At 68.2% G+C, this 20,503-nt stretch carries 18 protein-coding genes; 3 read left to right on the top strand and 15 right to left on the bottom strand.

Annotated features, from left to right (window positions below; translation table 11 throughout):
- The 13 genes from flgK to IPG61_00575 form a co-directional block, all read right to left on the bottom strand.
- On the bottom strand, window positions 1–1,371 hold the full coding sequence (gene flgK, locus IPG61_00635) for a flagellar hook-associated protein FlgK (GenBank protein MBK6732608.1): 1,371 nt from the start codon (window positions 1,369–1,371) through the stop codon (window positions 1–3).
- An 11-nt stretch (window positions 1,372–1,382) separates the two neighbouring features.
- Window positions 1,383–1,910, bottom strand: a complete 528-nt coding sequence (gene flgN, locus IPG61_00630; GenBank protein MBK6732607.1) for a flagellar export chaperone FlgN — start codon at window positions 1,908–1,910, stop codon at window positions 1,383–1,385.
- 38 nt (window positions 1,911–1,948) lie between these two features.
- A complete protein-coding gene (locus IPG61_00625) occupies window positions 1,949–2,635 on the bottom strand; it encodes a lytic transglycosylase domain-containing protein (protein ID MBK6732606.1) in 687 nt (228 codons plus the stop codon).
- Between the two features lie 429 nt (window positions 2,636–3,064).
- Complete coding sequence (locus tag IPG61_00620; GenBank protein MBK6732605.1) at window positions 3,065–4,210, bottom strand: flagellar basal body P-ring protein FlgI; 1,146 nt, start codon at window positions 4,208–4,210, stop codon at window positions 3,065–3,067.
- Window positions 4,211–4,219: 9 nt separating this feature from the next.
- Window positions 4,220–4,828 (bottom strand): flagellar basal body L-ring protein FlgH, encoded by a 609-nt coding sequence (locus IPG61_00615; protein ID MBK6732604.1) that lies wholly within the window; start codon window positions 4,826–4,828, stop codon window positions 4,220–4,222.
- 1 nt (window position 4,829) lies between these two features.
- Window positions 4,830–5,768, bottom strand: a complete 939-nt coding sequence (flgA, locus tag IPG61_00610) for a flagellar basal body P-ring formation protein FlgA (protein ID MBK6732603.1) — start codon at window positions 5,766–5,768, stop codon at window positions 4,830–4,832.
- 3 nt (window positions 5,769–5,771) lie between these two features.
- Window positions 5,772–6,563 (bottom strand): flagellar basal-body rod protein FlgG, encoded by a 792-nt coding sequence (gene flgG / locus IPG61_00605; GenBank protein MBK6732602.1) that lies wholly within the window; start codon window positions 6,561–6,563, stop codon window positions 5,772–5,774.
- A gap of 33 nt (window positions 6,564–6,596) precedes the next feature.
- On the bottom strand, window positions 6,597–7,394 hold the full coding sequence (locus tag IPG61_00600) for a flagellar hook-basal body protein (GenBank protein MBK6732601.1): 798 nt from the start codon (window positions 7,392–7,394) through the stop codon (window positions 6,597–6,599).
- Window positions 7,395–7,672: 278 nt separating this feature from the next.
- Window positions 7,673–9,184, bottom strand: a complete 1,512-nt coding sequence (locus IPG61_00595; GenBank protein MBK6732600.1) for a hybrid sensor histidine kinase/response regulator — start codon at window positions 9,182–9,184, stop codon at window positions 7,673–7,675.
- Between the two features lie 164 nt (window positions 9,185–9,348).
- Window positions 9,349–9,738, bottom strand: a complete 390-nt coding sequence (locus IPG61_00590; protein MBK6732599.1) for a PilZ domain-containing protein — start codon at window positions 9,736–9,738, stop codon at window positions 9,349–9,351.
- A 386-nt stretch (window positions 9,739–10,124) separates the two neighbouring features.
- Window positions 10,125–10,424, bottom strand: a complete 300-nt coding sequence (locus IPG61_00585) for an integration host factor subunit beta (GenBank protein MBK6732598.1) — start codon at window positions 10,422–10,424, stop codon at window positions 10,125–10,127.
- Between the two features lie 476 nt (window positions 10,425–10,900).
- Window positions 10,901–11,791, bottom strand: a complete 891-nt coding sequence (locus tag IPG61_00580) for a hypothetical protein (GenBank protein ID MBK6732597.1) — start codon at window positions 11,789–11,791, stop codon at window positions 10,901–10,903.
- Window positions 11,758–12,318 carry a hypothetical protein gene (locus tag IPG61_00575; protein ID MBK6732596.1) on the bottom strand — a complete coding sequence of 187 codons (561 nt, stop codon included), beginning with the start codon at window positions 12,316–12,318 and terminating at the stop codon, window positions 11,758–11,760. The genes IPG61_00580 and IPG61_00575 overlap by 34 nt, the downstream gene beginning before the upstream one ends.
- A gap of 281 nt (window positions 12,319–12,599) precedes the next feature.
- Here IPG61_00575 and IPG61_00570 point away from each other — a divergent pair, with 281 nt between their 5' ends.
- The 3 genes from IPG61_00570 (at window position 12,600) to IPG61_00560 (ending at window position 16,117) form a co-directional block, all read left to right on the top strand.
- Window positions 12,600–12,974, top strand: a complete 375-nt coding sequence (locus IPG61_00570) for a c-type cytochrome (GenBank protein MBK6732595.1) — start codon at window positions 12,600–12,602, stop codon at window positions 12,972–12,974.
- A 74-nt stretch (window positions 12,975–13,048) separates the two neighbouring features.
- The gene (locus tag IPG61_00565) at window positions 13,049–14,701 is read left to right on the top strand and encodes a DUF3373 family protein (GenBank protein ID MBK6732594.1); all 1,653 of its coding nucleotides are present in this window, start codon (window positions 13,049–13,051) and stop codon (window positions 14,699–14,701) included.
- Window positions 14,702–14,710: 9 nt separating this feature from the next.
- Window positions 14,711–16,117: a hypothetical protein gene (locus IPG61_00560; protein MBK6732593.1), complete on the top strand. Its 1,407-nt coding sequence runs from the start codon at window positions 14,711–14,713 to the stop codon at window positions 16,115–16,117.
- 91 nt (window positions 16,118–16,208) lie between these two features.
- On the opposite strand, the gene IPG61_00555 is transcribed toward IPG61_00560, so the two are convergent.
- Together IPG61_00555 and IPG61_00550 are read right to left on the bottom strand one after the other, a co-directional pair.
- Window positions 16,209–19,349 (bottom strand): efflux RND transporter permease subunit, encoded by a 3,141-nt coding sequence (locus IPG61_00555; GenBank protein MBK6732592.1) that lies wholly within the window; start codon window positions 19,347–19,349, stop codon window positions 16,209–16,211.
- On the bottom strand, window positions 19,346–20,500 hold the full coding sequence (locus IPG61_00550; protein MBK6732591.1) for an efflux RND transporter periplasmic adaptor subunit: 1,155 nt from the start codon (window positions 20,498–20,500) through the stop codon (window positions 19,346–19,348). The genes IPG61_00555 and IPG61_00550 overlap by 4 nt, the downstream gene beginning before the upstream one ends.
- Window positions 20,501–20,503 lie beyond the last annotated feature (3 nt).

The raw sequence follows: 20,503 nt of genomic DNA, 5'->3' as shown, positions 1-20,503 counted from the left end.
CTAGACCATGTTCATCAGGGTGTCGTACATTTCCTGGACCGTGGCGACGATCTTCGCGGCGGCATTGTAGCTGTTCTGGTAGCGGACCATGGCAGCGCCTTCCTCGTCCAGGCTGACGCCGGCGATGCTGGCCAGCTTCGATTCCAGCGCCACCACCACGTCCTGCTGGTTCACGACCATGAACTCGTAGGTGCTGCGGTTGCTGGCCAGTTCGGTCAGCAGGCTGCGGTAGACGTCGTTCACTGTGTCGTCGCCGCCGATGCCGGAACTGACATTCCCGAGGTTGGCGATGGCCAGGGCCAGTTCATTGTCGCCCGGCGCCGTCGTGCGGCCGATGGCGACGAGCCCTGAGTTGTCGATGAGCTCCTGGTTGACCCCGATCGTGTGCATGTTGTCGCCCGTGAAGAACTGCAGGCCGCTGCCGGACAGGGTGCGCCCCTGCGTGTGCAACGCGTTGACATCCTCGATCAGCTTCCTGGCCACGCCGTCCAGCTGCGCGCGCACGTTGGTGATGTGCACGTCGCGGCTTGTCATCAGCCCCTCGAGCTTCCCGAGCGAGAGGCGAACGGCCTGCTTCGTGCCGTTGGTGACGATCGTCATGCGGTAGCCGTCGGCGGACTTCTCGTAGGCGCTCTCGAACAGGGTGACGCTGTCGCGGGCCACCATCGTGCGCCCGGCCAGGATCACGTCCTTGGTCCCGTCCTCGCGTTCGTAGGTCGAGACCTCGGCAATGGACGACACCTGCGTGATCAGCAGGTCGCGCTGGTCGCGCAGGTCGTTGGCCTCCTGGCCACCCGCCTCGGCGGACATGATCTGGCGGTTGAGGTCGGCCACCTGCGTCAGGAGGCGGTTCAGGTTGCCGATCTCGAGCTGGATGCTGCTCTCGATGTTCGTCTCGAGCGCCGTCAGGCTCTCGTCGATGGAGTGCAGGTCGGTCACCAGGCTGACGGCGCTGGTGACGACGTTCTCCTTGAGGCTGTCGGTGATGGTCGGTTGCGCCAGTGCGTTCCAGGCGCCGAAGAAGCGCGTCAGTGCATCACCGAGATGGTCGTTGTCGATCGATCCCAGGATGGATTCGACTTCGCTGAGCGCCGAATCGACGGCGGCATACGACTCGCCCCGGGCCGTCTGCGAACGGAGGTTGTTGAGGATGAACTCGTCCTGGATACGCCGGACGCCCTCGACCTCCACACCGCGGCCGATGGCGCCGACCGCCGTCATGTCGGGGCGCCGCGCGGCGAACTGGACGAGCTGGCGGCTGTAGCCCGGCGTGTTCGCGTTCGCGATGTTGTGGCCGGTGGTGGCCAGGCCGGCCTGCGCGGCGAACAACGCCGAGAGGCTGGTATCCATGATCGAGTTCAAACCGGGCATGCGGTCACCCCTCAGGCTTGCCGGACGAGCACGCCGCCCGGCCCGCGATCACTCTGTTTCGCGTCCCCGCGGTAGCAACCGGAGGGATCCTGGAGCACGCAGCGCTTGAAGATCTCGGCTTCCTCGTGGGCCAGGTCGATGCAGAACTCGGCGAGCTGGCGATTGTGCCCGTTCTGGCGCGCCAGCCTGCCGGCCGTGTGGCGGATCTCCGCCAGCAGGGCGTCCACCACGGCGCGCTGGTCGGCGGCCGCGTAGTCCATCAGGTCTCCCACCCTGCCGGGCGGGATCGACACTCCCAGCCGCTGGGCCAGCGACGCCACCAGGCGCTCCCGGGCCAGGCGGGCCCGGTCGGCGGCCGGGATCCAGCGCCCCCAATCGCGTGCGTTGGCGGCCAGGCGGTCGACATCTTGCCGCTTCATGTAGGAATTCTGCCGCCACGCCAGCCGCAACAGGCGGCGATAGTGGGTCAGTTCCTCGCGGAGGAGCCCCGCCAACAGGCGACCCTCGTCCGGTTGCAGCAGATTCGGCTCGTTGCGCATCGTCCAGCGACCTCGGGAAACGGGTGAGTCGAAACCGGTCACCTTTGCCCTGTATCCAGTTCCGTGCCAGTGCGCAGTCGCGCGTAGCGGTCCATCACGCGCGACACGTAGTTACGGGTCTCGCGGAACGCGGGAACGCGCCCGCCGGCCTTGTCGACATTGCCGGGACCGGCGTTGTAGGCAGCGAGCGCCAGGTCGAGGCGGCCGTCATAGCGTTCGAGCTGGGCGGCCAGGTAGCGGGCGCCGCCGCCAAGGTTCGTGGCCGGGTCCGCCGGGTTGGCCACGCCCAGGTCGCGGGCCGTGCCGGGCATGAGCTGCATCAGGCCGCGGGCGCCGGCAGCCGAACGGGCCGACGGATCGCCGCCCGACTCCTCCATGACCACGGCGAGTACCAGCCTCGGGTCCAGCCCGGCAGCGGCGGCGGCCTTGTCGATGGCGGGGCCGAAGCGCCGCACCGTGTCGGCCTCGGCGGTGCCCAGCGGGGCCTCGGCCAGGCGGCGGTCGGTGGGCAGCAGATTGGGGCGCGGCGGGCGGGCCGCGATGGCCGTCTCGCTGGTATCGGCCGCCGGAGGCGGTGTCGCCGCGACGGGGAGCCACCGCGGGCGCGCGTGGCGGCGTTTGCGCCTTCGGCTCGGCAACAGCCATCGCCGGGGCCGGAGGGCCGAAGACCTCAGGGACGGAAAGCTTGCCACGCACAGCCGGCGCCGACTGCGCACCCTGCCGATAGCGCGCCAGCGCCAACGGCGTCGGCAGGCCGCGCGAAGGGGCGGCTTCCTCCATCTCCGCCGTGCCGCCGGGATCCGCCTGCTCCTCGCTGAACTGGTCGGCGAACTGCGACTCCAGCAGCTTGGCGATGCCGAAGCCCCCGCCGGCGTCCGACAGCGACCGTGCGATCTCGGAATCGTGCATCTGGCGATAGATCTGCGTGGCCCCGCCCGAGCCCATCAGGTCGTTCTGGGGCACGGTGCTGCGCATCGCGCGCATGAGGATGTCCATGAAGACGCCCTCGAACTCGCGGGCCGTCTTCGCCAGGTCGTCGCGGGTGTGCGCTGCCGGCTTCTGCTCCAGCGTACGCAGGCGGGCCTGCTCACCGGCCGCCTGTGCGCGCTCGAGCACGCCGTTCGCCTGCCCGTTGCCCGGCAATTCCATGTCGCCTACATGATGACCAGGTCGGCCTGCAGCGACCCGGCCTGCTTGAGGGCCTCGAGGATGGCGATGATGTCACGGGGCGTGGCGCCGATCTCATTGAGCACGCCGACCACGTCGGCCACGGTGCTCGTGTCCGGTACGCGCAGCACGCGCGCCTCATGCTCGGTCGCATCGGCACGCACATCGGGTGTCACCGTCGTCTGACCGCCGGTACTGAACGGATTGGGCTGCGACACGTCGTAGAGCGTGCTGACGATGACCTTCAGCGTGCCGTGCGCGACCGCCGCCTCCTTGAGCTTCACGTTCTTGCCCACGATGATGGTGCCGGTGCGCTCGTTCAGGACCACCCGAGCAGTGGCGTCGCTCGTCGAGGCAAGCTGTCCCATGGCGGCAACGAAGGTGACAGGGTCGGCGCCAAGCGCGGCCGGGATCACGACCTCCACGCGCTGCGCGTCACGCGCCAGCGCCGTGCCGGCGCCGAACTCGGCGCTGATGGCGCCGGCAACGGCGGCAGCCGTCGAGAAGTCGGGTGAATGGAGCAGCCAGGCCAGGCGCCCGGACTGCTGCCAGCTGCCACCGAATGCCACGCGCACCGTGCCGCCGTTGCTGATGATGCCGGACTGTGCGTGGTTCTTTCGCACGCTGTTGCCCGAGCCCGCGTTCACGTTGAAGCCGCCCAGTGAGACGCTCCCCTGCGCGATGATCCTCACCACGCCGTCCATCGACTTCAGCGGCGTCATCACCAGGGTGCCGCCCTCCAGGCTGCCCGCGTCGTTCAGCGAGCTCACCTTGACGTCCACCCGGCCACCGACGCTGGTATTCGGGTCCAGCTCGGCCGTGACCATCACCTCGGCCACGTTCTTCGCCTTGAGGTCGCTGGCGGCGACGGTCACATCGAGGCGCTCGAGCAGCGTCGCGAGCGAATTCGAGGTGCCGCCCGCCTTCGGGCTGTCGCCGGTCCCGTTGAGGCCGATCACCAGGCCGTAGCCGACCAGCGGCTCGGGACTCGTGCCCTCGAGGAAGGCGAGGTCCTTGATGCGCGACTCGTCGGCCTTGAGCGCCCTGGCGGGCGATGCAGGCAGTACAGCCATCATCGCCGCGAGGGCCAGGCCCGTGGTCGCGAATGCCCGTCGGTTGTGACCGCGCTTCATGCCGTCCTCCTAGAAGAGCCAGTTCAGGATGCGCGTGACGACGCCCGGCTGGGCGGCGTCCGTCACCAGGCCGGAGCCGTTGTAGGCGATCTGCGCGTCCGAGATGTACGTGCTCATGATCGTGTTGTCGGCGCCGATGTCGCGCGAGCGGCAGACGCCGGTGATCTCGATCAGCTGCTTCTCGCCGTTGATGTTGACCATGCGCGTGCCCGCCAGCCGGAAGTCGCCGTTGTGCATCACTTCGGTGATGCGCGCGGTGATCTCGGCACGAAGGCTGCCGTTGCGCTCGGTGTCGCCGTTGCCCTGGTACTTGTTCTCGGTAGACATGTCCCAGGGGCGGATGAAGTCGAGGAAGCCGAGGCCCGGGCCCCCGCCGTGCTCGCTCTTGTTGTCGGCCTTCGTCTTGGCGCCGGCCGCGGCCGTGGCATCCTCGGTGATGAGGATCGTGACCAGGTCGCCCACGCGGTGCGCCTTCAGGTTGCTCACGAGCGAGGCGCCCGATTCCAGGTCGATCAACGGTCGGCGGCCGGATGTCGCCGCCGCCGGGGTGGCCACAACGGCCGCCACGCCGGCCGCAAGCACCAGGACCACTGACCGTCGCACGATGTCGTTGTTCATCTCAGCGCCTCCATTCGACCCTGCCTGGTCCCGCCACGCGGGCGTTGACCAGGCGGCCCGTCAATTCGTTGCGCACCGGGATCGTCTGACCCACGCTGCCCGACTGTCGGGCCAGCGCGCCGACGCTGACCGCGACGCTGCCGCGTTGCACGAGGAGTTCCACCATGTCGCCGGCCCGCACGACGGGTGTCGGCTTCAGGTCCGTGGCCCGCAGCTGCTCGCCCGCGCGCAGCGTGCGCGCGGCGCTGGACTGGGCCAGTTGCAGGCGGGAACTGACGAGCCCGGCCGGCACCTCGGCCAGGTCCAGCCAGCGCCAGTCGAACATCGTGTCGGCCAACGGTTGGTCGCGATCGACGGCCACGCGGGCCACCGCCACCTCGCCGTGGGCGTGAACGACCACCGTGGCCGGCACCTCACGGGCCTGCCAGCCGTCCAGCAGTTCCAGGCGGACCTGGCTGCGCCCGGGCGGCAGCGGCTCGCGCCGGCTGCAGGCCAGGCTCCAGGGGCCCGACGCGGCGACCGCGCCGCTCGGCAGGGTCACCTCGCACCACGTTGCGGGTGCCCCGGGGGCCGCGGCCGGCAGCAGCGTGCCGACCAGGCGCTCGGCCTCGACCTGCAGCGCCGACGGATCGATGAGCGAGCCACCGAAGCGGATGACGCAGCGCTTGGCGCCGTCCAGTTGCACGGCGTCGGCCAGCCCCAGGGCCACGAGCCGGCGCAGGACACCCTGGCGCGTCACGATGGTCGATCCACCCTGCTCGCCGGCCTCGGCCAGCAGGACGGCGGCCGCTTCCGCCGGCACCGGCGACAACGACACCTCGCCCAGCCGCACCACCTCGGTGGCGACGGTCAGGCTGTCGGGCAGCACCACGAGCCAGGCGGACGCCGCCCCGGGCGCGAGCAGCGCCAGCAGCAGCAGGATCCGGCCGGTCGACGTCATGGCCTACCTCACCAGCCGGTTGACGATCTGCAGCATCTCGTCGGCCATGGTGATGGTCTTGGAGTTGAGTTCATAGGCGCGCTGCGCCGTGATCATGTTGACGAGCTCGTCCACCGTCTCGACGTTGCTCATTTCCAGGTAGCCGGCCGAGGTGGCGCCCATGCCCTCGAGGCCAGGCTGGCCCAGGATCGGCTGGCCGCTGCCCGGCGTCTGGCTGAAGACGTTGCCGCCGAGGGCGGCCAGGCCGGCCGCGTTCGGGAAGCGCGCCAGTTCCAGCTGGCCGATCTCCTGCACATTGGCGTCGTCGCCCTGCACCATGGTGCTGACGATGCCGTCGCGCGACACCGACACCTCGAGGGCATCCTCGGGGATCACGAGAGCCGGCTCGAGGCGGTAGCCCTCTGCGGTGACGACATTGCGGTCGGCGTCCATCTTGAAGCTGCCGTCACGGGTGTACTTGATGGTGCCGTCGGGCATGCGCAGCTGGAAGAAGCCGTCGCCCTCGATCATCACGTCCAGCGGGTTGCCCGTGGCGACGATCGTGCCCTGGTCAAAGTTCTTGTTCGTGGCCACCAGCTTCACGCCGTGGCCGACCTCCACGCGCACGGGCGTAGCCCGACCTTCGGCGTTGACGAGCCCGCCTGGCATGACCTTCTCGTACAGCAGGTCCTGGAATTCGGTGTGGCTGCGCTTGTAGCCCGTCGTATTCACGTTCGCCAGGTTGTTGGCGATCGTGTCGATGTTCATCTGCTGGGCCTTCATGCCCGAGGCGGCGGACCCCATCGCTCTGATCATGTCACATCACCTTTCCCGCCGGACGTTGCCGTCCTAGGCGCTCGTCCGGGGCAGGTTGTTCACCGACTTGCTCAGGAGGTCGTCTTCCTTCTGCAGCACCTTGCTGTGGATCTCGAAGGCACGCTGGGCCTCGATCATGGCCACGAGCGTGTCGATCGCGTTCACGTTGCTGCCCTCGATATGGCCCTGGGCGACGATGGTGTCCTCGAGCGCCACCGGCTGCGGGGCCATGTCGGCCGGCGCCCTGAGCAACGCATCACCCATGTGTTCCAGCTTCGAGGGATCGGCGAAGTCGACCAGCTTCAGGCGGCCCACGGCCTGCCCGTCCACGGTCACGGTGCCGTCGTTGGCGATCGAGAATTCGTTGCCGTCCAGGCGCAGCGCGCCACCGTCGCCCGCCACAGGGTGGCCGTCGGGCGTGGTCAATTGACGGTCATTGTCGAGGATGAACGACCCGTTGCGCGTGTAGCGCGGCCCGTCGGCGGTCTGGATCTCGAAGAACCCGCGGCCCATGATGGCCACGTCCGTGTCGCGGCCCGACGGCCGGATCGGGCCGGGGCGTGCATCGAGGGCGTGCGAAAGGTCGGCGCGCGACACCGGGCGCCAGCGCGGTTCGGCCGCGCCGCCGGCCGGCGTGCGCGCGGCCCCGGCCGCCTGGGCGGCAGCATCGGCTGCCGGCGTACCTGCCGACTCCTTCGCGGGTTCGGCCAACCGCGTGATGATCTGCCGGAAGCCGCTCGCCGACGCATTGGCCAGGTTGTTGGCCAGGGCGTCGATGCGCACCTGTTCCAGCTGCATGGCGCGCGCGGCGGTGTTGAGGCTGCGGATCACGGGCACTCCTTCCCCGGGACACAATGATTCCCGCCGGATCCGCAAGCAGCGTGCCTCCATCATCGGCGGCCGCTGTCACGGCGGGCGGCAGGCATTGCCGGGGCAGGAATGCCACGGCGCGGGGCGCAATCGCGGTTGCAGGGCTCGCCGGACGCGGCGCCCGTCCCGGCCCGGCAGGAACTGCCGCACGGGCAGGAATTGCCGACGGGAAAAAGTCGACCGGCCGGCTGCCCCGGAGGGCAACCGGCCTGGCCGGATAGGAAGCAGCGGGTGATCGATTAGTGGACGGCGGTCGGCTGGTCCACGGTCAGGGCTTCCACGGCCGAATCCGGCGTCCCGGGCCCCTCGCTGGCGGGTCCGATCGCCAGCGGCAGGGTGAAGACGAAGGTCGACCCGCGCCCCGGGGCGCTGGCGACCGTGACGGTGCCGCCGTGGCTCTCGACCAGCTTCTTGACGATGACCACGCCCAGCCCGACGCCCTTGATGCGGCGCTGCGAGGAGCCCCGCGTGTACGGCTGGAAGAGCACGCGCTGCTCGTCCTCGCTCATGCCGATGCCGCCATCGCAGATCTCGACCCGCGCCCAGCGGCCTTCGACCGCCAGCGACAGCCGTATCCACCCGCCCTCGACGTTGTACTTGATCGCGTTCGACAGCAGGTTGCGCATGATCTGCGTCACCCGCAGCGAATCGGCGTGCACCAGCAGGGCGTATTCGGGCAGGTTCACCTCGATCGCGATGTCCGAGCTCTCGGCCATGGGCGTCAGGTCGTCGACGACGCCGGCCACCAGTTCGCCAAGGTTCATGTCGTCGCACTTCAGGTTGACGAACCCGGCATCGATCTTGTTGATGTCCAGGAAGTCGTTCAGCAGCGACGTCATTTCCCCGATCTTGCGATTGACCGACTCGAGGAACTCGTTCTGCGTGGCGTTGATGGCGCCGGTCTTGCCGCTGGCCATCAGCGAAACGTAGCCCTGGATCACCGACATCGGCGAGCGCAGGTCGTGGGCGATCATCGAGTGGAAATCGGCCTTCATCTGCTCGGCCTCGACCTCGCGCGTGACGTCGCTGAAGATGTAGGCGAGCGCCGTGCTGTCCTCGCCGAGGTGGATCCGCGCCGTGCGGCACTTCAGGTACGTCGTCTTCTCGTCGAGCGTGATCTTCAGCCGCACGTCCTCGTGCGTCCCGGCCTGCAGTTGCGCGATGGTCTCGGGCCCCACCTCGAGCGTCATCAGGATCTCGGTCATGGACTTGAACTGCGTCACTTCGCGCGGCATCCGCAGCAGGCTCAGGAAGACCTGGCTGGCCAGCAGCAGGCGGTCGTCGGCGCCGCAGATCGCCACCGGCTCGTGCAGGTAGCGGAAGATCTGGTTCAGCTTGTCGCTCTCGCGGCGCAGGCTGTCCTGCAGGTCCTTGATGCGCAGGAACGCATTGATCTTCGAATAGAGCTCCTCGCCCGAGATGCCCTTGGCGATGAAGTCGTCGGCGCCCATGTCCAGGCCGCGGATCTTCTCCTCGATCTGCGACTCGGAGCTGATCATCAGGATGGGGATGCCGCTCGTGTCGTTGTGCCGGCGCAGGATGCGGCTCACGTCGAAGCCGTGCATCCCGGGCATTTCCTTGTCCAGCAGGATCAGGTCCGGCAGGTGCTCCATCGCCATGCGGACGCCCACGACGCCGTCCCCCGCCGTGAGCACACGATAGCCCTTGCGTTCAAGCAGGCGCTTGAGGTACAGGCACGTCGGCGGCGAGTCGTCGACGACCAGGATCAGGCGTTCGGACGGATCGGTCATCTGCGGGCCCCATCGGCACGGGTTAGCGAGCGGCGCGCCGGCGGAGCGCACCGTTACCCGTCCGTTTTCGACCGGGCCATGGGTGGCTTGAGGGGCAATGGCGAAAAACAACCGTGGCAGGCGGTTGCGCCGTCGCACGCAGCGGGGCGGGGACGGCGCCGGGGTCAGTCCGGATCGTCGATGAGCAGGGCGATATGGCGCTCGAGGTTGGCCATGCCTTCCGGGGTGATGCCCGTGAAGAACACGGCTACCTCGTAGTCGGCACAGTCGGGGACCTCGGTCTCCGGGGTCACGCGGACCACGAGTCCGTCGCAAGGCACCAGGGCGGTGCCGTGCTCCCCGCCGTCGTCGGCGGGGACACTGACCTCGATCTCCATGGCCAGGCGGGTCATCGGCGGCACAAAGTGGTCGGAACGGAAATACACGCCCGACGAACTGATGTTGATCGTCTGCAGCGTGGCCGTCCGAGCATCGGCGCCCGGTACCTTGACTTCGAGCTTGAGGTTGGCGCTGACGCGCTGGGCCCGGCGTCGCTCCGGCGAGTTTCCGGTCATCGGCGAGGCTCCCTCCGCGATGTGATCCTGACGCGACTCGGTTCAGTAGGGACGCCGGCTGGTCCGGCGTCCGCCGGCACCGCCCACGGACCTGGATCCGGGCGGTGGCCGGCGGCAGCCTACCTCTTCTTGTGGCGGTTCTTGCGCAACCGCTTCTTGCGCTTGTGCGTCGCGATCTTCTTCCGCTTCCGCTTGCGTCCGTTCGGCATCGTCTTCCCACCTTTCACCGGTCAAGGCCGGCCCCGCCCCCGAGGAACGGCAGCAGTCAAAAACGCGCGCGGGCAGTCGGGCCCCGCCTTGCAGGACCCACCGTCATCCTCACCGCGCGACGTGATGTGCGGCGAACAAGATAGATCATCGAACGGCCGCTGACAAACGGAAGTTGGCTACTCGGTGTCGGTCGACCCTTCGGTCCCGTTCAGGCGGTCCTTCAGCTCATTGGAGGCCTTGAAATAGGGAACCCGCTTGGCCGGCACGTCCACGGCGTCACCTGTCCGCGGATTGCGCGCCAGGCGCGAGCGCCGGCTCTTGACCTTGAAGCTGCCGAAACCGCGCAGCTCGACCTTGTCGCCGGCGGCCAGCGCACTGCCGATATTCTCCATGATGAGATTGACGACCGTGACGGTATCCCGCCGATTCAACCCGGTATTCCCGGTGATGAGGTCGACCAGTTCAGCTTTCGTCATGCAGGGAACCCTCTTGCTGCGCGTCCTGAAGCTGCGATTCCGATTCACATCGACGATGCATCGCCATGGCTGCACCGCTGTCGATGCATGTTCGTAGATGCATTGGTGAACGGAGGTTACAGTGATGAATTCTAACATCTCACGAAACCGTTGCCAATAAGAAAATGTCCCCCGCGAACTGCCGTGTGTGGACCAACCGGGATCTACAAAGTTGTTGTAGATACTGGGTCCCCAATCGCGAACAGCGCAGAGAACATTTGCTGGGGTTTCAGCAACTCGCGTGCCGCATGGGATTTAGGAAGTGCATGGGGAGAATGAACTCGAACATGGTGTAATATCATGTTGTTATATAACAGCTTAGACCGGCGACGATCCGGGCCTTCCCGGAAACCCGGCGCCATCTCGCGCCCCGCGCCGCCGTCATCGGGCACGATCGCACGCCGCAGCGCCGGGCAGACTGCACGCTGCCGCGACGGTCAGGCACCCTCCGCGAGCCGGGCGAAAAGGTTGTGGTGGGCCGGCAGGAACCGGCAGCCGCGCCGTCCCATGACCACGGCGGCGGTGGACGCCGCCTGCTCCAGGCCGTAGGCGGGAGCCGCCTCGGACCCTCCCCAGCTGAAGGCGGGCACCAGCTTGGGCGGCATGGCGCCGCCGAAGATGTTGCTCGCGAACCCCACGCAGGTGCCGGTGTTGAACAGCGTGCCGATGGCCGTCTTCACGTGGTCGCCGGCGAGCAGCCCGACAAAGCGCAGCCCGGTGTCCTCGCTGCCGCCGCCCAGGTCCACGCGCACGGTCCCGTAGTTGTTCTTGAGGTCGCTGCAGGTGGTCATGGCGCCCAGGTTCACCCACCAGCCCCGCACCGCATGGCCGATGAAGCCCTCGTGCTGCTTGTTGGTGAAGTCGCCGAAGGTCGACTCGCCGATCTCCCCCGCCAGCCGGTTGCCGATGCCGAAGCTGGACTCGCCGTAGATGCGGGCCCCGGCCTTGACGCGGCAGCCCGGCCCCAGGTACAGGGGCCCTTCCAGCAGCGTATGCGGGGCGATGTCGCAGCCGCGGTCCAGGATCACCGGTCCCCGCCGCGCGTCGACCACGCAACCGGGAGCCAGCGCGACCTCGGCGCCGCACCACAGGTCGCCGCCGAGCAGCCAGGTGCCGGCCGGCATCTGTGCAGCATCGACGCGCGCCAGGGTGGTGCGGCCGGCCCACGGCCCGGGCGCCGCCTCCAGCGCGGCCAGGCCGAACGGCCGGCACTCCCAACCGCCCGCCGCGACGGCCGCGCCGAGGTCCGCGGCCAGGGCCCCGGCCGTGGCCGGGACGATCTCCCAGACCCGCCTCAGGGCCGGCGCGGCGCCGCCGCACGCGGCCACCAGGCCGGCGGCGAGGCTGCGGGCGACAGCGGGGTCCGTGCCGGCCGCGAACCGCAGCGTCTGCCCCGGTCCCGGTTCCAGGACCAGGTCGTCGGGAGCCGCAGCCGGGCCGTCCCACCGCGGGGCGGCGTTGTCGCTCCAGCGCACCCAGCTGCCAGGCGCGCCCCTGTCTCAACCGCTCCCGTCCGCGCGGCCACGAGCCCGTCTTCGTCCCGCCAGGCAAACGCGGGCCCGGGCGCCACCGTCGCCAGCAGCGCCGTCACCAGCGCCGGGGCGGGCGCCAGCCTGCCGCTGATCCACAAGGCGTCCCGTCCCGGCGCGATCGCCGGCGCGACCTGCCAGGGTCCTTCGGGGCAGAGCGGGCGCAACCACGGGCGGACCAAGTGGGTGCCGGCGGCCCCAGCCAGTTCCAGCCTCGCCCGCGTGGAGAACAGCCCGCAGCGCTGTTCTCCCACCGGCACGGAGGCGGCCACCGGTTGGAACCGGCTCCAGGTGTGGTCTTCGAAAAGCAGGATCGCGGCGTTCAAACGGTCCCCCGTTCCCGGTTGGCCTCAGGTCTATTCGTGAACCCCAGTTTCGGGCAATCCGGCTGCGGGCTCAAGCGTTAAGCGGCCGCTGGGGCCCGATCGCCGGTCTGAGGCCGCGTTCCAGTTTGGAGAATCGTTCTCATCCTGTTGGCATCGCAAGAGATGGTTCCCGGTTGTTAAACTTTGTGCTTGATTGTTGATAATCCGTCTATCAATTTCGCAATCTATAGACGGTTGAACTCCCGCCGTCGCGCCCGCACCTGAAACCCCGGAGGGCCTCCATGCTTCGCTCCCCATCCTTCCTGCGTGTCCTGCTCGCAGTCACCTCGCTGGTCTTCGTCGCCGGCCTGGCGATGGCCGCTGACGAGGCCGAGAAGCCGAAAGCCCTCGACGGCAAGGAACTCTTCAAGACGAGCTGCAAGGTCTGCCACGGCGCCAAGGCGGCGGCCGGCGAATACACGCCGATGACGCTCATCCAGGAACAGTGGGACGAGTTCTTCGACGGCGCCTACGCGGAAACCCACGCCAAGGTCGCCACCCCGGAAACCGCCGACAAGATGGTCACCGACGCCATCACCCCCGAGATGCTCGAAGCCATCCGCAAGTTCTGCGTGGACCACGCCGCGGACAGCGAGCAGCCGATGACCTGCGGTTGAGCGCCTTCGCCAACCACCGGCTCCTGAACCGGGCCCGAGGGCCCCGACCGCATACCCTGAACGGAGGCGTCTCCATGAACCGCAAGCTCGTCATCCTGCTCGGCGCGCTGCTCGCCCTGAGCCTGGCCGCCGGCACCGCCCTGGCCGAACGCACCACCGAGGAGCGCCTCAAGGCGCTCGAGAAGAAAATCCAGAAACTGCAGGTCAACGACGTAAAGGATGCCATCCAGTGGGGCGGCGACCTGCGCGTCGAGGCCCACAACGTGACGGGCGAGATCCCCGACTACATCGACGGCATGCGCATGCAGGCGCTGGTTTTCGGGACCATGTTCTACACCGACCCGAACTACAACCCGAGCTTCGACCCGATGGTCCCGTTCGGTCCCGCGCAGGTCGACCAGTTCATCGGCCAGAACTACGCGGCCTTCCAGGTCTTCCAGGGCCAGACCTCCTTCGGCGACGTGAAGGATTGGGTCGGGTTCATGATGGCGAACAACCCGAACATGGGCGCGATGATGCAGGCCTATGCCCAGGACGCCTACCGCCAGGGCTTCAAGACCGACAACGACATCCTCTACACCACGCGCCTGCGCCTGAACCTCGACGCGGCCGTGGCCGACGACGTGTCGTTCACCGGCCGCCTGTCCATGTACAAGCCCTGGGGCGCATCCACGCAGACGGGCATGTTCAACGGCCAGGCCAACACCTTGAACACCGACGCCAACTGGCCCGGCGTGCCCGGTGACGGCACGCTGAAGGTCGACCGCGCGTACTTCACCTGGAACAACCTCTTCGCGCAGCCGGTGTACCTGAGCCTCGGTCGCCGCCCCAGCACCGAGGGCCCGCCGCTGCACTACCGCCACGACGAGATGCGCGCCGGCACGCCCATGGGCACCATCATCGACTTCCAGTTCGACGGCGCCACCGTCGGCTGGCACGTGCGCGAGAACACGACGCTGCGCGCCTGCTACGGCCTCGGTTACGAGTCGCAGTACGGCCAGGGCCTGGTCGACGCCGATACGGCCCTGAAGGACGCCCAGTTCTTCGGCTTCAACATCGACGCCTGGGACACGCCGAAGATGCAGGTGCAGACCACGATCGCGCGCGCCTTCGACATCACCGACGGCTTCGACGGGCAGATCATCCTGCCGAACAACCCGGTCAGCGGCCAGCCCATGCCCGGCCCGATCGTCACCCGCTTCAGCCCGTCGGCCAACCTCGGCGACTTCGACATCGCCTCGGTGCTGCTGTCGCGCACCGACGGCCGCGTGGACTGGTTCGCCACCGGCAGCTGGAGCAAGAGCCGCCCGGTCGACGTCACCGGCCCGTTCGGCGGCCTCATGTGCGACCCGTACGAGTCGCCCGAGTCGCAGACCGGCTCGATGTACTACCTGGGCGCCCGCTACAACCTGGCGAACGGCAAGACCAAGCTGGGCCTCGAGTGGAACAAGGGTTCGCAGTACTGGTTCAACTTCACCCCCGCCGCCGACGACCTGCTCGGCGCCAAGACCGCCACGCGCGGCACGGTCACCGAGGCCTACGTCACGCATCGCTTCGCGCCGAAGTTCGTCGCCAAGCTCGCGTACATCAGCTACGCCTACGACTACACGGGCAGCGGCTGGCACGTGGGTGCGCCCAAGGAGATCAGCGAGACGCCGGTCGTGCAGGGCTTCCCCACCTGGGAGAAGGCCGGCAAGGTATCGCTCAGCTTCTCGGCCCGGTTCTAGGAGGCACGCATGAAGCGCACCGCATTGATCGTGCCGGTGCTGGTGATCGCAGTCCTGGCGGCCGGGGATTCCCCGGCCGCCACCAGGACGTACACCCACCAGGAAGGCTATTTCGAGCACTACGAGGGCACCTCGACCTGCCTGCAGTGCCACGAGGACGAAGCCACGAGCTTCTTCCACTCGCAGCACTACCAGTGGCAGGGCGAGACGCCGCAACTCGTCAATGCCGAAGGCCGCCGGCTCGGCAAACTGAACACGATGAACGACTTCTGCACGAACCCGCTGGCCAGCTGGATCGGCAACGCCGTCAACAGCGACGGCAAGGTGATCGCGCAGGGCTGCTCGAAGTGCCATGCCGGGCTCGGCGCCAAGCCCAGTCCGGTCCTCAGCCGCGAGCAACTGGAGAACATCGACTGCCTCATCTGCCACGCCTCCGGTTACCGGCGCGACGCCTACCAGGACGAGGCCGGCAACTGGTCGTGGAAGCCGATCCTCTGGCAGAACCAGCAGGGCCTCGATTCGGTGGCCAAGCGCATCTCGCTGCCCGAACGCACGATGTGCCTGCGCTGCCATGCCGGCGCCGGTGGCGGCCCGAACTTCAAGCGCGGCGACCTTGAGTACGAGCTCAATGACTGTTCGCCCGAGTTCGACGTGCACATGGCCTCGAGCGGCAACAACCTGCAGTGCGTCGACTGCCACCGCGGCGACGACCACCGGGTCCGCGGGCGCGGTTCCGACCTGTCGGGCACCGACAGTCCGGACAACCCGCTCGACTGCGAGAGCTGCCATGACGCGCAACCACATAAGCTGGCGATCCTCGATCGCCACACGGACCGGGTCAACTGCACCGTCTGCCACATCCCCACCTTCGCCAAGAAGGATCCCACGGACATGGTGCGTGACTGGTCCACGCCGCAGCGCCACGAGGTGGCGAACAAGTGGTCGGCCACCATCACGATGGGCCAGGATGTGCAGCCGGTCTACGCCTGGTTCAACGGCAAAAGCCGCATCACGCTGATGGGCGAGCCGGTACGGCCCGACGCTGACGGTGTCGTCACGTTGATGCGGCCCGAAGGCAGTCGCAAGGACAAGGCGGCGAAGATCCACGCCTTCAAGCTGCACCAGGCCACGGTGCCGCTGCTCGAGGGACGCGACTGGCTCATCCCCCTGGCGGTGGACGAGTTCTTCATCGACGGCGACCTGCACAAGGCCGTGGTCGACGGCGCCGAGGCGGCCTACGGCGTGCACGACCAGCCGTACCGGTGGATCCCGGTGCGTCGCTACATGGGCATCTTCCACGAGGTGCAGCCGGCGGCCCAGGCGCTGGAGTGCCTGGATTGCCACCGTGAGGGCGGGCGCATGGACTGGGCCGCCCTCGGGTACAAGGGCGATCCCCTGCTCGAGGCGATCGACTGATCCTCCCGCGACAGGCCGCGTCAGCAGAAGAGCCGCCGGGGACATCGCCCCGGCGGCTCTTTCGCATGAACGGTCGCCGGGCTGTCGCCCGTCAGTTCCCGCGCCGGAACGGGCGACCCAGCGCCGCCTTGATCGGCTCCAGCGTCGAGTACATCACCGGCACGACGACCAGGGTCAGGAACGTGGCCACGGTCAGGCCCCAGATGACGGCCACGCCCATCGGACCCCACCACTGGCTCGACTCGCCGCCGATCACCAGAACCCGGTCCATCTTCCCTTGCACCAACGCCGAGAAATCGACGGCCATGCCGGTCGTCAGCGGGATCAGGCCCAGCACGGTGGTCACTGCCGTGAGGATGACGGGGCGGAACCGCGTCTGGCCGGCCAGCCGGATCGCCTCCATCTTCTCCATGCCGCCGGCCCGCAACTGGATGATGTAGTCGAGCAGGACGATGGCGTTGTTGACGACCACGCCGGCCAGCGAGATCACGCCCACGCCCGTCATGATGATGCCGAACGGCGTCTGCGTGGCCATCAGGCCGGCCAGCACGCCGATCAGCGACAGGATCACGCTCGAAAGAATCACGCCCGGCACCGTCACCGAGCCGAACTGGCTGATCAGCACCACGAAGATCAGCAGGACCGCGACCAGGAAGGCATCGCTGAGGAAGGCCGACGCTTCCTCCTGGTCCTGGCTCTCGCCGGTGAAGTCCATCGTATAGCCGGCCGGCATCGCGTAGTCGGCCAGCAGGCCGCGCACTTCCGCCAGCAGGGCGTTGGCATTGTAGCCGGCGGCCACTTCGGCGGTCACCGTGACGGTGCGCCGCGTATCGAGCCGGTGCACGGCCGCCAGACCGGTGCCGAATTCCGTGCGCGCGAAGGCGTCGAGAGGGATGTTGAATCCCTCGTGGAACACCGTGGCGTTCTCCAGATCCTCGACCTTGCCTCGGAACGGCTGCTGGTAACGGACGATGACGTCATACTCGTCCTCGCCCACGCGGTACTTCGCCGTCTCGCTGCCGTGCAGGGCCGTGCGCACGGTCCCGGCGATGTCGGTGGTCCGCAAGCCGTCGCGCCCGGCCTTGTCCACATCCGGCACCACCCTCAGTTCCGGCAGCGAGTGATCGTAGTTGTCGGCGATGTCGACCAGGCCGACCACACCGCGGATGCGGTCCTTGACGCCGGCAGCCAGGTGGCCGAGCTCGTCGAAGTTGTCACCGGAGATCTCGATGTTCACGGGCTTCCCGGTGGGAGGCCCTTCCTCCATCTTGTCGACGGTGATGCGCGCGCCGGTGACCCCGGCCAGCTTCGCCCGCAGGTCCTCGATCGACTGCCGCGACGAGTGCGTCCGCTCGGCCTGGTCGACGAACTCCATCGTGATGCCGCCCTGGTGCGATGGCAGGCCGGCGCCGCCGGAACTCGCGTCGATGGGCGTGCCCACCGAGGTGGCGTAGGCCTTGAGGTCTGGCACCGCCGCCACTTCCTTCTCGATCATCTTCGCCAGGTTGTCCGTCACCTCGATCCGCGTGCCGCTGGGCGCATCGATCTTGACCGTGGCGAACTGGGGCTCGACGTCCGGGAACAGCTCCACCCCGGCATTGAAGGCGCCGAACAGGGCGATCATCACCACGAGCAGCACGTTCATGCCCGTCATCAGCCGCCAGGGGTGCTTCAGGCCCCACTCCAGCACGGGGCTGTAGGTCCGCATGCCGAAATCGAGCAGCTTGTCGCCGATACGGGGCTTGTCGCCGGAGAGCCGCGGCGGCCGCAGGAATCGCGCGCAGAGCACGGGATTGAAGACCATAGCCACCAGCAGCGACGCCAGCAGCGTGATGATCACCGTGATGGGCAGGTACTTCATGAACTCGCCCATGATGCCGGGCCAGAAGATGAGGGGCGCGAACGCCACCACCGTCGTCAGCGTCGAGGACGTCACGGCGCCGGCGACCTGGTTGGCGCCCAATGCCGCGGCGGTGTCGGCGTCCCTGCCCTCGCCGCGGTGGCGATAGACGTTGTCCACGATCACGATCGAGTTGTCGACCAGCATGCCGAGCGCCAGGATCAGACTGAACAGCACGACCATGTTCAGCGTGATGCCCAGCAGGGCCAGCACGATGAACGTGATCAGCATCGAGAACGGGATCGCGACCGCCACGATGAACGAGTTCCGCACGCCGAAGAACGCCAGCAGCACCACCACGACCAGGATCAGGCCGCTGATGATGTTGTCTTCCAGCTCCTTCACCATGCGCTTGATCTGGATCGACTGGTCGGCCACGATGTTCACGGTCATGCCGGCCGGGAACGCCGGCTTCATCCGCTCGATGGTCTCGTTGACGTCGCGCGCGATGGCGATGAGGTTCTCGCCGCTCCGCTTCTTGACGACCAGGGTCACGGCGTCGCGCCCGTTCACCCGGCTGATCGTCTCGCGGTCGCGGATGCCGAGCTTCACGGTCGCCACGTCGCCCAAGTGGACCGGTGGCGTGATACCCGGGTTCAGCACGAAACCCAGAAGTTCGTCCACATCCTCGATCTCGCCGCGCACGCGCACCTGGTAGTCGTACTGCCCCAGGCTCAGCTTGCCGCCGGGAATGGTCAGGTTCTGCAGGGCGATGGCATCCTGCACGTCGACCAGGCCGAGGTCGAAATACGCCAGCTTCTCGGGGTCGACGTCGACCTGCACCTCGTTCTCGATGCCGCCGACCAGGTCGACGCCCAGGACGCCGCGGATCTGCTCCAGCGCCTCCTGCAGGTCCTCGCCGGTGCGCTTCAGCTGTTCCAGGTCGATGTCGCCGTACAGGTTCACCTGCATCACGGGGAAGGCATCGGAGCTGCTGATCTCCTGCACGACCAGGTCGTCCCGCGGGTCCTCCGGCAGCTCCGGTTTCGCCAGCTCCACGCGGTCGCGCACCGACTGCAGCGCATCGCTCATGTCCACGCGCGAGTCGAACTCGAGCGTGATGACCGACATGCCGTAGGACGAGGAGCTGCTCATCTCCTTGAGGTCCTCGACACCCTTGAGGCGCTGCTCGAGCTTCCGCGTGACGAGGTTCTCCATGTCCGCGGGACTCGTGCCCGCGTACGGCGCGGAGACCATCACGAACGGGATCTTCACGTCCGGCGACGATTCGCGCGGCAGCTCGAGGTACGATTTCAGGCCGAGGATCGTCGCCAGCGCCATGAAGGCGAAGATCATCGGGTAGCGCCTGATGGCGCCTTCCGTGAGTTTCATCGGGCCGCCTCCGCTGTCGGCTCCCCGACCCGCGTGGCAGCGCCCTGCGAGCGGACTGCCGCCGGGTCGCCCGGCACGGTGCCGTCGGGGGCGGTGGCCGTCTCGGTGATCGCCACCAGGCTGCCTTCGGACAGCTCACGCTGCCCGCGCACGACCAGCTTCTCGCCGGCACGCAGGCCCTCCCGCACGACCACCAGCAGGCCCTGGTCCTCGCCCAGGGTCACCTCGCGCAGGGTGGCGCGGTCGCCGTCGACCACGAACACCCGCGGCCCGGCGTCGCTTGCCAGAACAGCGTCACGCGGCACCACGACCACGTCGGCCACGGTGTGCCTCGGCAACCGGGCCCGGCCGATCACACCGCTGTGCAGGGCCAGGTCGGGATTGGGGATCTCGATCTCGACCGGGAACTTGCCCGTGCGCAGGTCGGCCTCGGCGCCAACCCAGGTCACCTCGCCCACGCCCCGTTCGCCCGCTTCCCCGAGCGACACCTCGGCGGCATCACCCACGCGCACCCATGCAATGTCGGTGTCCGTGACGTAGGCAGAGAGCTTCAGGCGGTAGGGATCGATGACCCGCGCGACCGGCTGCCCGGCAGTGACCGTGGCGCCGAGCTCCACGAAGCGCTCGGCGACGATGCCGGCGAACGGCGCCTTGATCGCGGCACGTTCCCAGCGCCGGCGGCTGATGTCGGCGAGCGAGGCGACCTGCGCCTGCGCGCTCTCGGCGTTCAACAGGTCGAACTCGCTGACCTTGCCGGCCTCGAACAGCTGGCGCACGCGGTCGAGGTTGAAGTCCTGCGTCTTCAGCTGTGAAGCGGCCGCGTCCATCTCCGCCTTCAGGATGGTGCGCTCCTGCTCCACCAGCACCTGGCCGGCGCTCACGGGCGCACCCTTGGCAGCCCGGATCGCCGTGACCGGTCCCGACTCCTCGGCCGCGAGGTCGGCCCCGCGGACGGGCGCGACCGGCCCCGAGATCTCGTGGTATTCGGCCAGCGAAGTGGCGGACAGTTCCAGCACGCGCACGTTGCGAGCCACTTCGCGCGGCGCCGCGGCCGGCGCCTTGCCGCACCCGGCGGCGCCGAGGGCCGCCAGCAGGCCGGCCACGACCAGGATGTTGCGCACGGTGTTCTTCCTTTCCCGCGGACGATTCATGTC

This window comes from bacterium (assembly GCA_016703265.1).
GTDB lineage: Bacteria > Krumholzibacteriota > Krumholzibacteriia > LZORAL124-64-63 > LZORAL124-64-63 > CAINDZ01.
The sequence above is the reverse complement of the archived record's forward strand: the minus strand, read 5'-3'. Positions and strand labels throughout refer to the sequence as shown.

Bases quoted from the DNA above. Each gene is read 5' to 3' on its own strand.
- flgK (MBK6732608.1), bottom strand. From the start codon at position 1,371: ATGCCCGGTTTGAACTCGATCATGGATACCAGCCTCTCGGCGTTGTTC.
- flgN (MBK6732607.1), bottom strand. From the start codon at position 1,910: ATGCGCAACGAGCCGAATCTGCTGCAACCGGACGAGGGTCGCCTGTTG.
- IPG61_00620 (MBK6732605.1), bottom strand. From the start codon at position 4,210: ATGAAGCGCGGTCACAACCGACGGGCATTCGCGACCACGGGCCTGGCC.
- IPG61_00615 (MBK6732604.1), bottom strand. From the start codon at position 4,828: ATGAACAACGACATCGTGCGACGGTCAGTGGTCCTGGTGCTTGCGGCC.
- flgA (MBK6732603.1), bottom strand. From the start codon at position 5,768: ATGACGTCGACCGGCCGGATCCTGCTGCTGCTGGCGCTGCTCGCGCCC.
- flgG (MBK6732602.1), bottom strand. From the start codon at position 6,563: ATGATCAGAGCGATGGGGTCCGCCGCCTCGGGCATGAAGGCCCAGCAG.
- IPG61_00595 (MBK6732600.1), bottom strand. From the start codon at position 9,184: ATGACCGATCCGTCCGAACGCCTGATCCTGGTCGTCGACGACTCGCCG.
- IPG61_00590 (MBK6732599.1), bottom strand. From the start codon at position 9,738: ATGACCGGAAACTCGCCGGAGCGACGCCGGGCCCAGCGCGTCAGCGCC.
- IPG61_00585 (MBK6732598.1), bottom strand. From the start codon at position 10,424: ATGACGAAAGCTGAACTGGTCGACCTCATCACCGGGAATACCGGGTTG.
- IPG61_00570 (MBK6732595.1), top strand. From the start codon at position 12,600: ATGCTTCGCTCCCCATCCTTCCTGCGTGTCCTGCTCGCAGTCACCTCG.
- IPG61_00565 (MBK6732594.1), top strand. From the start codon at position 13,049: ATGAACCGCAAGCTCGTCATCCTGCTCGGCGCGCTGCTCGCCCTGAGC.
- IPG61_00560 (MBK6732593.1), top strand. From the start codon at position 14,711: ATGAAGCGCACCGCATTGATCGTGCCGGTGCTGGTGATCGCAGTCCTG.
- IPG61_00555 (MBK6732592.1), bottom strand. From the start codon at position 19,349: ATGAAACTCACGGAAGGCGCCATCAGGCGCTACCCGATGATCTTCGCC.
- IPG61_00550 (MBK6732591.1), bottom strand. From the start codon at position 20,500: ATGAATCGTCCGCGGGAAAGGAAGAACACCGTGCGCAACATCCTGGTC.